Consider the following 11,182-nt stretch of genomic DNA (forward strand, 5'->3'; position numbering starts at 1 on the left):
CCTTGAAGACGACGAGGTAGATAGGGCAGAGGTGGAAGTGCAGTAATGCATGGAGCTGACTGTTACTAATCGGGTGAGGGCTTGACCAAGAATCGCAGGAAGTAATGATTTCAGGGAAATGTCAGCATGTATGTAGTTTTGAAGATATAGTGGAAACCAGCTAGTAGTTAGCTGGTTTTTTATGTGCAAAAATAAAATTGTGCTTTTTAACCGAATCAAGTAAGGAGCGAAGCGGATTGCGAATATCCGTTTGACTTAAATTAAGGAAATAGAGAAGGCCAGCTGGATGTCAGCTGGTCTTTTTTGATTTTTTGTCTTTAAATGAAAAAATTTATATATTACTACATTTGTAGAAAAACAGCTTGACATTAATCTTCTGCAGATGTAGTATATGATTAACTTCTACAAAAGTAGAAGAAACGGATAAAAATGAAGTTACAATTAATGACGAAAGGGGAATTTTTATGAACAGAAAAAGATTTATTACGATTGTTGCTTCGTTATCAGTATTTTGCATGTCAGTGGTTGGAACGGGTGCTGTGTGGGCCACGGATAGCGGGAGTGAGAAGTTTGACCCGCAGCCGGTGAGTTCAGACTGGGAGCAGAAGGATATGAAGGGAACATATGCTTATTTTGTGAGCGGTAAGGACTGGGTTGGTGTTTATAAGTATGATGCAGATGATGATACGCCATTGTTTGCGAAGGCAAGTGACCAGTATGCGGCTTGTTACGAGACGGCTTATTCTGTTGGCAGTGACCTTTATGTGGTAAAGGGATTTGCGAAGGATGTGGATGATATTGGTAAGGTACGTGAGATGGTGGAGAGTATTTCTTATCCGGGAAATCCAGCATTGGATAAGCAGAATGGTTCTGACAATAGTGGAAGTGATCAGAATTCAGAGACAGGGGAAACAGAGGCTTCTGATGAGGTAAATGTGAATACAGATAAGGATGGTGACAATAATAGTTCTCTTGAGACATTGACGCTTGTGAGAGAGGATGGAAGTACTTTCACGATTACTCAGCAAACAAACGGGGATTATTGTTACCGGGATAATGATGGTGTAGGATATACGGATAATGGTGATGAGAGTTATACAGATGAGTATGGGAATACTTATAGGGCTTTAAATGATGCAACACATTACCTGGGAATAACATTAGAGCAGCATACACTGGAGTCTTTTGATGGAGATACGGTTACAGTTACACAGACAACAAATGGAGATTATTATTATCGGGATGATAATGGAACTGGTTTTACTGACAATGGAGACGGAACCTGGACGGACGAAAATGGTAATGATTATACAGAGATAAATTAGCATTGACAGATTTTTGTGTGGTTGCTACAATAAAATTATTCCTACAATTGTAGAAGAAATGAGGTGATTTTATTGAAAAAAGCATATCAGCGTCTGCCGGAGTCAGAGTTGGATATTATGCTGGCTTTATGGAACGGGACTCCGCCGATGACCCGGGCAGAGATTGAGAAGCTGGTGAATGTAAAGAAACAATTGGCTCCGACTACGATCTTGTCACTGCTGACCCGATTAGAGAATAAGAATTTCGTTTTTGTGGAGAAGCAGGGAAAGATGAATCTGTATACGCCTCTGGTATCCCAGGAAGATTATCAGGCAAATGAAAGTAAGAGTGTACTGGAGAAACTTTACGGAAATTCTCTTAAGAAGTTTGTGACTTCTCTTTATCAGGGAAAGAAGATAAGTTCAGAGGAAATACAGGATCTCAGTGATTTTCTGAGGGAGTTGGATGAGAAGGAGGAATAAGTGATGGCGGAATTTGCATTACATGTTTTGAAGCTTAATATTATTTCCGCAGTTGTTATTTTTCTTGTGCTGGGGTTATCTGTTTTGTTAAAGAACAGATTTACAGCAAGATGGAAGTACGTGGTCTGGCTGGCTGTTGCAGTGAGTCTGCTGGTTCCTGCGCGACTTCCATCGGATTTTTCCCTTATAAATTTCAAAGTGCCGGGGATTGAGAGCAGTGGGAATGAAAAGATAACTGCGAAGAGAATAACTTCGGCAAATGCAGATTCTGCGAATGTAAATTCTTCTAAGGTAATTTTAGAGGATAGCAGTACTGCAGATAAAAAACTGCAGGATACGGTTGTGACAGACAAAACATCCGCAGACACAGTTTTGACAGATGAAGTGCAGTCTGCTTCAAAATCTGCAGCATTGTCTGGCAGACATATCGTACCGCTGGCTGCAAAGATTTTTATGATCGTATGGCTGGCAGGTGTGGTTATAAAATTACTGGCAGAGATCTGTGCATATTATTTTTCTATGAGAAGCCTGAAACGGATGAGTCTTCCGGTGAATGATCTGATGAAGTGGAAAATGTACCGGGATGTGTGTGAACAGAAAGGGATTGGCCGAAGACCTGAACTGATGCAGAATGCAGGACTCAGTACGCCGCTTCTGACGGGATTATTCCGGACGAAATTGTATCTTCCGGCAGTTGGATATTCAGCGGAAGAGCTGAAGCTGGTTTATCATCATGAGCTGACGCATTATTTACATAAGGATTTGGGGTATAAGATGCTTCTGAGAATCTGTGCATCTGTGTACTGGTTTAATCCGGCACTGTTGTTTATGCTGTGGGAAGCTGACAAGGATATTGAGAATCTCTGCGATGCGGAAGTTGTCCGTGTCTGCAGCAGAGCAGAACGTAAACTGTACCGGAAACTTCTGCTGAGAACCGTTGCCATAGATAATCAGGTGCCTTATGTGACGGCAAGTCTGAATGACAGCAGTATGGTTTTTAAAGACAGAATTCTGTATATGCTGAATATGAAGAAGCTTCGGAAGAATATTCTTCCAGGAGTACTTTTGGCGATGGTGCTTGTTGGAGGAAATCTGGTGTTTTGTTTTTCGGGAGAGGTGATTTCCGGGGCAGAGAACACGCAGGATCAGATACCAAAAGACGGAGATGAAACAGGACAGGATTCCGAAGAAGATGCTAAGAAGAGAGAATTGGTTGATATGGTGGCAGCTCATGAAACGTCCGGTGGTCAGCAGCTGACAGGAAAGGGAGATAAGCCGGAGGATTCAAACCGTGATGGTTCGACAGAGAGTTCAGAACAGATTGATACTGCAGATCAGGAAGAAAATCAGAATCAGACAGGAGTGAATTCTTCTGATGAAACGGGGGAAAATTCTGACGGTCAGAATCCTGATCCGGATAATTCGGGAGATGGTTATTCAGATACAGATAATAATGGAACCCCTGGAGATGATACTACAGATAAAACGGTTATTAATACATCATCATTGACAGTACGAGGAAGTGGCGGCAGTACATTTGAAATTGAAAGGGTGTTGTATTCTGATTATTCTGTTGAGTACAGAGGATATGATGGTGTTGGATATACTGATAACGGAAATGAAAGTTATACAGATGATTATGGAAATACATATCCCGCTTTAAATGATGCAACTCATTATTTGGGAACAACTTTAGAACAGCATATATTAACTTCTTCTGATGGAAACACAGTTACTGTTACACAGACGACAAATGGAGATTACTATTACAGAGACGATAATGGTATTGGTTTCAGTGATAATGGTGATGGAACCTGGACAGATGAAAATGGGAATACTTATACGGAATGATACCATTAGTTTAACCGAATTAAGTCAGACTAAGAGAAAATCGACTTGCAAAATTTAAAATAAGCCCTTCACTGTTACCTTACCCGACAGTGAAAGGCTTGTTTTTTTGCTGGATTCTTTCAGATGAAATTATTTATAGAATAATTCAATAATCTTTAATCCCACTTCAACAGCAATATCCATTCCTTCCACAGTGATATGTTCATAAGGACCATGGAAAGCATGTCCGCCGGTTCCAAGGTTCGGGCATGGGACGCCCATGAAACTTAAGCGTGCTCCGTCTGTGCCGCCGCGGATTGGGGTGATAAGTGCAGGAGTTCCGCATTCTTTGCAGGCAGCAGTTGCACAGTCGATTAGTTCCATGCAGGTATCAATGATTTCTTTCATGTTTCTGTATTGTTCTGTAATGGTAAGTTTTACAGTGCCTTCACCCCACTTTTCATTGAGAATCTTGGCGATGTGCTCCATGGTTTTGAGCCTGCAGTCAAAAGATGCTACATCATGGTCACGGATAATATAGTCTAACATAGCAGTGGAGACATTGCCGTTCATGGCATCAAGATGGAAAAATCCTTCATATTCTTCGGTATCTCTTGGTGTATCTGCAGATGGGAGCATGGAGTTAAATTCAATGGCAACAAGTGCTGCGTTGACCATTGTATTCTTAGAAGACCCCGGGTGTACGTTTACACCGGTAAATTCTACTACTGCTCTGGCAGCATTAAAGTTTTCATACTGGATTTCACCTTCTGTATCACCATCAAGTGTATAAGCAAAATCAGCTCCAAATTTTTTAACATCAAAATGGGCTGGTCCCATTCCTATTTCTTCGTCAGGGGTAAATGCAATGCAGAGGGAACCATGCGGAATAGTATTGTCATTGAGGTATTCAATTATTGTCATGATCTCGGCAATTCCGGCTTTATCATCTGCGCCTAGTATGGTAGTTCCGTCAGAAGTGATAAGAGTTCTGCCTTTTAATGTGGAGAGATGAGGGAACATTTTCGGGGAGAGAATTCTGCCGCTGGTTCCAAGTGCAAGGTCTTTGCCGTCATAATTCGGAGTGATAACCGGAGTAACCGGATGATCGCAGAAATCAGAGACTGTATCCATGTGAGCGATAAAGCCCAGTTTTTGGCGGGATTCATATCCTCTGGTTGCCGGAATATGTCCATAGACATAGCAATGTTCATCTACATCGGCATCTTTCACACCCAGTTCCTTTAATTCTTGAACCAGCAGTCTGGCAAGGTCAAACTGATATTGTGTAGATGGGGAAGTACCGGTTTCTTCACTGCTTGGAGTGAATACTTTTACATAAGATAATAAGCGTTCGTATGCTTTCATGAATTAATCCTCCTGGTATTGGGCTGAGATAGATATTTATCTTAGCATTGTATAGTAAGTGTAACATGTTATGGAGTTTACGTAAAAATATTTCTTGTCAGTAGTCAGTAGCTCTGTTTCTCAAAAGAGAGCAGGGATCATCGCTAAAAATTATTCTGAAATATTTCAAAAAAATGTCGAGGTAAAAAAGAATCTAAGTGATAGAAATGAATACAGGTATTATATATATTTATAGCTTATACTTCGTATTACAAAAATAAAATGAAGTATTTAAGTGTTTGTAAATTTCAAAATGAAGTGAAATAAAATGTAAAAACGTCAAATCAACCAAAAAATTGGATGTAATCAACAAAAAACACACGCCAAAACGTGGAAATATACAAAAATATTTATAGATATTTACTTCACTGAAACAGAATGCTATATTCTAATCAACAAAAAACTTCAAAGTGAAATTAAATAAATGAAGTAGAAATGGAGTGCACGCCATATGAATGATTTATTTGTTCGCATCAGATTTTTGTTACCGTCGTTACCAAGAGCAGAGAAAGCAATCGCATCTGCATTACTTGAAAACCCGGAAGCAATTACACATTTAACGCTTGCAGAGATTGCAAGAGAATCAGGAAGCAGTGAAGCATCAATTATCAGATTCTGTAAAAGAATGGGATATGATGGATATTCTTCTATGAAGGAGGATTTCATCAGAGCTTTGGCAGAAGGAATGGAAATTCATTCAGAAGATATTAAAGTATCAGACGATATGAAGACGATTTTGAAAAAGGTTTATCAGAGTAATGTACAGATGTTGAGTGATACATTAGTTTTGGCAGATGACGAAAATTATGAAAAAGCATTGGATGCTCTTCTTAAAGCCAGAGAGATACATTTCTTCGGTGTTGGAGATGCCTTTGCAGTATGTCAGCTGGCATACATGAAATTTGGAAGATTGGGGATTCCGTGTTCAGTACATAGTGACGTAATGCTGCAGATGATGACTGCAGGCAATCTTACAAGTGAAGACGTTGCGTTAGCTGTCTCTTATGAGGGTAGATCCAGAAATGTAGTAGAGGCAATGAAAATCGCAAAAGAGCGAGGTGCAGTTACAATTAGTATTACAAAAATGAATAAATCTCCTCTTCTCAGATATACAGATATCAGTTTATTTACGGCAGTAAATGACCTGACAGTGGGAAGAGATAAAGTAACCAGAAGAGTTTCAGATCAGTTTATACTGGATGCACTTTATCTGGGATATACGACGAAAATAAACAAAGGTTATAAAAAACAACTTCAGAAAATTCAGACAGTAATTGACTGTAATAAAATATAAACGAGGTGATCAATAATGTGCATTATAGCACCGTCCTTACTGGAAGCAGACTATAAATGCCTGGGAGAACAATTAAAAACAATGGAAAAATCCGGAGCTGAATATGTTCATATAGATGTAATGGATGGAAGCTTTGTACCGAATCTGGCATGTGGAATGAAAATGATTCATGGATTGAAAGGTGTAGCTGATCTGGTATTTGATGTTCATCTGATGGTAAATGAACCTGTTCGATTTGTAAAAAGGATGCAGGAGGCTGGAGCTGATGTAATATCTATTCATTATGAGGCCTGCAGCAATGTAGCAGAAACTTTAAAAGAAATAAAGCAATGTGGAATTCGTGCAGGAATTGTTCTGAATCCGGAAACCCCGGCAGAAGTTCTTACAGAAGAAATCTGGAAGCTTGCAGATGTGATACAGGTTATGACCGTTCATCCGGGAAGAGATGGCCAGCACTTTATTGAAGATACACTTGACAAAATAAAAGATATCAGAAGACGGTCAACAGATACCGGAGAGTGGAAAGATATAGAAGTTGATGGAAGTATCAACTGTGGGAATATAGGAAAAGTAATAAAGGCCGGAGCAAATATCATTGTTTCAGGAAAGGCATTATTTAATGGAAATCTTGCAGAGAACATTGCCAATATGAAGCAACAGGCAGCCATGGAGGAATAAGATGAAATACGTAATTGGAGTGGATCTGGGAACCAGTGCAACAAAGACGATTCTGGTAGATCAGAATGGAAAAATCGTAGCCGAAGCGTCTGTCAAATATCCAATGTATCAGCCTGAAAACGGATGGGCAGAACAGGATCCATCAGACTGGTCAGAAGCAGCGATTTCAACAATTAAAAGTGTAGTTGAAAAAGGTCAGGTTAATGGAAAAGATGTGCGGGGAATTGGAATTTCTGGTCAGATGCATGGACTTGTGATGTTGAATGAGGAGAATCAGGTTATAAGAAGATCCATTATCTGGTGTGACCAGAGAGCTACGAAGCAGGTAGAGGAAATGCTGGAACTGCCAATGGAAAAATGGATGAAGATCACAGCGAATCCGCCAATGGCAGGATGGACGGCAGCAAAGATCCTCTGGATAAGAGAAAATGAGCCGGAGCTTTTTGCAAAGTGCAGACACATTATGCTTCCAAAAGATTATGTCCGCTTTATTCTTACTGGTAAGTATGCGACAGATGCATCAGATGCCAGTGGAATGCAGATGCTGGATGTAAAAAACAGATGTTGGTCGCAGGAAATTCTTGATTTTCTGAAAGTAGACAGAGAACTTCTTGGAGATGTGTATGAATCACCAGAAGTTGTTGGAAACCTTTTACCGAAAATTGCAGAGAAGTGTGGATTATCAACAGAAACAGTTGTGGTTGCCGGAGGAAGTGATAATGCCTGTGCAGCAATTGGAACAGGTATTGTAAGAGAGGGGCAGGCTTTTACAACAATAGGTACTTCAAGCATTGTATATACTCATCTGAAAAAATATCAGGAAATTCCTGAAGGTGCACTTCATTTGTGCTGCTGTGCAGTGCCTGGGTGTTGGCATACAATGGGAGGTCCTCAGTCGGCAGGTCTTTCGATTGAATGGATGAAAAATAATTTCTGTCAGGATTTGATTCAGAAAGCAGAAGAGGAAAATGTATCATTTTATGACAAGATAAATGAACTTACAAAAGATATTCCGATAGGAAGCGAAAGATTGATTTACCTTCCATTCCTGATGGGCGAAAGAACACCTCATATTGATCCCAAATACAGAGGTGCATTTATCGGACTGAATATCATACATGGACAGGCACATATGCTTAGGGCAATTATGGAAGGTGTTGTTTATTCCCTTGCAGACTGTAATGAAATCTTGAAGAAACTGGGAACAGAGGTTGTATCCATGCGTGCATGCGGAGGTGGAAGCAGAAGTCCTGTATGGAGAAAGATTATGGCAGATCTTTATAAATGCGATGTACATACATTGAAGCAGGAAGAGGGACCGGCATACGGTGCAGCAATTCTGGCCGGAGTTGGAACTGGAATTTATTCTTCGATACAGGAAGCATGCGATGCTTTTATTGAAGAAGATGGAATTACTGAATGCGATTTGAAAGAAGCAGAGGAATACGAGAAGTTCCATAAAATTTATGACAGATTTTATGAGGACATAAAAGAGAATCTACACGCTCTCTACGAGCTTTAGAGAAAAACTATATAAATTATTTAAAATCAGGAGGACTTTACAATGAAAAGAAGACTGGTAACAAAACTTATGATGGCAGCAGGCGTAGCAGCAATGGCAGTAACAACAATTCCGGCAAGTGTTTTTGCAGCTGAAGATGGTGGACAGACTTATGGAGTTACATATTGGTGTGAATCGGATTTCTTTAAAACAGTTGCAGATTCCATCACAGAAGAAGCAGAAGCTGATGGAAATAAAACAGTTGTAGTGGATGCTCAGCAGGACAGCGCAAAACAGATTCAGATTATTGAAGACTTTATTGCACAGGGTGTTTCAGCAGTATTTTTAAATCCAGTTGACAAAGATGCAATTGAACCTGCACTGCAGAAATTAGACGAAGCAGGGATTCCAGTAGTAAACTTTGATACTTCTGTATCTAATCTTGATCTGGTTGGTTCTTATGTTGCAACTGATAATTATCAAGCTGGTGTACTTTGTGCAGAAGCAATGATTGAAGATTTCCCGGATGGTGGAGAAATTGCAGTTCTTGATTATCCTGCAAACAATGCCTGCAACGATCGTGAACAGGGATTCCTAGATACAATTGAAGGAAAAGGATTTGATGTTGTGGCAACATTTGATGCAGAGGGAACTGTAGAAAAAGGACAGACAATCACAAGTGATATCATCCAGGCTAATCCAGATATCAAGGCAATCTTCTCCATTAATGACCAGGCTGGTATGGGAGCATATGCAGCACTTACGACAGCTGGAAAAGAAGTATATGTTTACGGTGTTGATGGTGCTCCAGAAGCTAAGAAAGTAATTGCTAAAGACAACAGCATTTATCGTATGACAGCAGCTCAGTCCCCGATTACAATTGGTAAAGAGTGCTATAAGGCAGCTAAAACTCTTATCGCAGGGGAAAAACCGGAAGAATTCGAAGTAGATGTACCTGCGTTTGCAATTGATTCTTCAAATATTGATGAATATTTAGACGCTGACTGGCAGTAAATCTGAGCGGGTGCAGCGCAGGCTGCACCCATTTTTGCCCCATATAGAAAAAGGTGGGAAATGTTTGTTATTTAGAGGAGAAAATTTATGGCACATTTATTGGAAATGAAAAATATCTGTAAGTCTTTTTCCGGAGTTTCTGTGCTGAAGGACAATCACTTGGAATTGGAAGCAGGTGAGGTTCATGCTCTCTTAGGTGAAAATGGTGCCGGAAAATCTACATTGATTAAAATTCTCGGTGGAGTTTATACAAAAGACAGCGGACAGATTCTGGTTGATGGACAAGAAGTAGAAATTACAGGTGTTGAGAGCGCAAAAGAGCACGGAATTCGTATTATACATCAGGAACTGATGTTGATTCCAGATATGACAATTTCAGAAAATATTTTTATTGGACAGGAACCAAAAACAAAAGCAGGTACTGTCGATAAAAAGAAAATGAATGAAATGGCGCAGGGATTTTTGGATTCTATGCACCTTGATCTGAAATCAACTCAATTTATCCGAGATTTAAATATTGCACAGCAGCAGATGGTAGAAATTATTCGCGCTATTTCCTTTGGCGCAAAAATAATCGTTATGGATGAACCGACTTCATCTTTGACAGAAAATGAAGTAGATGCTCTTTTTGAGGCAATCAGAGCTTTAAAAGCAAAGAATGTTGGAATTATTTATATTAGTCATCGAATGGCTGAATTGGATGCAATCACTGATCGTATCACAGTTATGCGAGATGGTGAATATATCGATACAGTAGTTACAAAAGAGACCACACATGATGATCTGGTGGCGCTCATGGTTGGAAGAAAACTTGGAGATTTGTATCAGAAACATGAAAACTATTCAGATGATATTATTCTCAAGGTAGAAAAACTTGCTTCTGGAAAAGAAGTAAAAAATGTTGATTTTGAACTGAGAAGAGGAGAGGTTCTTGGGTTCTCAGGACTGGTTGGATCCGGACGAAGTGAAACAATGGAATGTATTTTTGGACTTCGTCGTAAGGATAGCGGACATATTTATATTGAAAATAAAGAAGTTGATATTAAAAATGTAAAAACTGCAATAAATGTAGGAATCGGACTTGTTCCGGAAGACAGAAAGCAGTCAGGAATTTATCCGATCCAGGGAATACGTTTTAATGCAACGATTGAAATATTGGACAAATTTTTGAAAAAAGGCCGATATAACAGGAAGAAAGAAATTGAACTTGCCAGAAAATATGTTGATGAAGTTATGCAGACAAAATATTCCTCTATAGAGCAGGAAATAGGAAAGCTTTCAGGAGGTAATCAGCAGAAAGTTATTATTAGCAGATGGCTTCTGGTCACAGAAAAAATTCTTATTCTGGACGAGCCGACAAGAGGCATTGATGTAAAAACAAAATCAGATATTTATCATCTGATTGATGATCTGACAGCAACAGGTTTATCAATTATTTTCATATCTTCGGAGATGCCGGAGCTGATCAACATGTGCGATCGTATTGTGGTAATGAATCAGGGACACACCACAGGAATATTGAACAGAAATGAATTTAATCAGGAAAAAATTATGGCGTTTGCGACAAAGGAAATAGGGTGACGATTATGGAAAATAAAAACTGGAAAAATTTATCTGTAATACAGACAATTAAATCTAATATGGGTTTTCTTGCGGGACTGGTTATTCTTT

General features: G+C 39.5%; 9 protein-coding genes and 1 rRNA gene. 9 read left to right on the forward strand and 1 reads right to left on the reverse strand.

Going from position 1 to position 11,182, the window contains the following annotated elements:
* The 4 genes from ACTNES_RS16385 to ACTNES_RS16400 all read left to right on the forward strand — a co-directional run.
* Positions 1-89, forward strand: a 23S ribosomal RNA gene (locus ACTNES_RS16385); the annotation flags it as partial.
* Positions 90-464: 375 nt separating this feature from the next.
* Positions 465-1,325 carry a hypothetical protein gene (locus ACTNES_RS16390; protein WP_441040122.1) on the forward strand — a complete coding sequence of 287 codons (861 nt, stop codon included), beginning with the start codon at positions 465-467 and terminating at the stop codon, positions 1,323-1,325.
* A gap of 63 nt (positions 1,326-1,388) precedes the next feature.
* The gene (locus ACTNES_RS16395; RefSeq protein WP_227292248.1) at positions 1,389-1,787 is read left to right on the forward strand and encodes a BlaI/MecI/CopY family transcriptional regulator; all 399 of its coding nucleotides are present in this window, start codon (positions 1,389-1,391) and stop codon (positions 1,785-1,787) included.
* Between the two features lie 3 nt (positions 1,788-1,790).
* Entirely contained in the window at positions 1,791-3,638 is a 1,848-nt protein-coding gene (locus ACTNES_RS16400) for a M56 family metallopeptidase (RefSeq protein WP_441040123.1), read from the forward strand.
* Between the two features lie 129 nt (positions 3,639-3,767).
* Here ACTNES_RS16400 and pepT read toward each other — a convergent pair whose 3' ends face one another.
* Complete coding sequence (gene pepT / locus ACTNES_RS16405; RefSeq protein WP_441040124.1) at positions 3,768-4,985, reverse strand: peptidase T; 1,218 nt, start codon at positions 4,983-4,985, stop codon at positions 3,768-3,770.
* Positions 4,986-5,475: 490 nt separating this feature from the next.
* On the opposite strand from pepT, the gene ACTNES_RS16410 reads away from it, so the two are divergent.
* The 5 genes from ACTNES_RS16410 (at position 5,476) to ACTNES_RS16430 (ending at position 11,092) form a co-directional block, all read left to right on the forward strand.
* Complete coding sequence (locus ACTNES_RS16410) at positions 5,476-6,318, forward strand: MurR/RpiR family transcriptional regulator (RefSeq protein ID WP_022379841.1); 843 nt, start codon at positions 5,476-5,478, stop codon at positions 6,316-6,318.
* 15 nt (positions 6,319-6,333) lie between these two features.
* Entirely contained in the window at positions 6,334-6,996 is a 663-nt protein-coding gene (rpe, locus tag ACTNES_RS16415; protein ID WP_441040125.1) for a ribulose-phosphate 3-epimerase, read from the forward strand.
* A gap of 1 nt (position 6,997) precedes the next feature.
* Positions 6,998-8,518: a xylulokinase gene (gene xylB, locus ACTNES_RS16420; protein ID WP_173744910.1), complete on the forward strand. Its 1,521-nt coding sequence runs from the start codon at positions 6,998-7,000 to the stop codon at positions 8,516-8,518.
* 42 nt (positions 8,519-8,560) lie between these two features.
* Positions 8,561-9,511: a sugar ABC transporter substrate-binding protein gene (locus ACTNES_RS16425; protein WP_215680272.1), complete on the forward strand. Its 951-nt coding sequence runs from the start codon at positions 8,561-8,563 to the stop codon at positions 9,509-9,511.
* Between the two features lie 87 nt (positions 9,512-9,598).
* On the forward strand, positions 9,599-11,092 hold the full coding sequence (locus ACTNES_RS16430) for a sugar ABC transporter ATP-binding protein (RefSeq protein ID WP_441040126.1): 1,494 nt from the start codon (positions 9,599-9,601) through the stop codon (positions 11,090-11,092).
* Positions 11,093-11,182 lie beyond the last annotated feature (90 nt).

This window comes from Blautia sp. HCP3S3_D9, assembly GCF_052063845.1.
In the GTDB taxonomy this organism is placed as follows: Bacteria; Bacillota; Clostridia; order Lachnospirales; family Lachnospiraceae; genus Blautia_A.

Bases quoted from the DNA above. Each gene is read 5' to 3' on its own strand.
- ACTNES_RS16410 (WP_022379841.1), top strand. From the start codon at position 5,476: ATGAATGATTTATTTGTTCGCATCAGATTTTTGTTACCGTCGTTACCA.
- ACTNES_RS16400 (WP_441040123.1), top strand. From the start codon at position 1,791: ATGGCGGAATTTGCATTACATGTTTTGAAGCTTAATATTATTTCCGCA.
- xylB (WP_173744910.1), top strand. From the start codon at position 6,998: ATGAAATACGTAATTGGAGTGGATCTGGGAACCAGTGCAACAAAGACG.
- ACTNES_RS16390 (WP_441040122.1), top strand. From the start codon at position 465: ATGAACAGAAAAAGATTTATTACGATTGTTGCTTCGTTATCAGTATTT.
- pepT (WP_441040124.1), bottom strand. From the start codon at position 4,985: ATGAAAGCATACGAACGCTTATTATCTTATGTAAAAGTATTCACTCCA.
- ACTNES_RS16425 (WP_215680272.1), top strand. From the start codon at position 8,561: ATGAAAAGAAGACTGGTAACAAAACTTATGATGGCAGCAGGCGTAGCA.
- rpe (WP_441040125.1), top strand. From the start codon at position 6,334: ATGTGCATTATAGCACCGTCCTTACTGGAAGCAGACTATAAATGCCTG.
- ACTNES_RS16430 (WP_441040126.1), top strand. From the start codon at position 9,599: ATGGCACATTTATTGGAAATGAAAAATATCTGTAAGTCTTTTTCCGGA.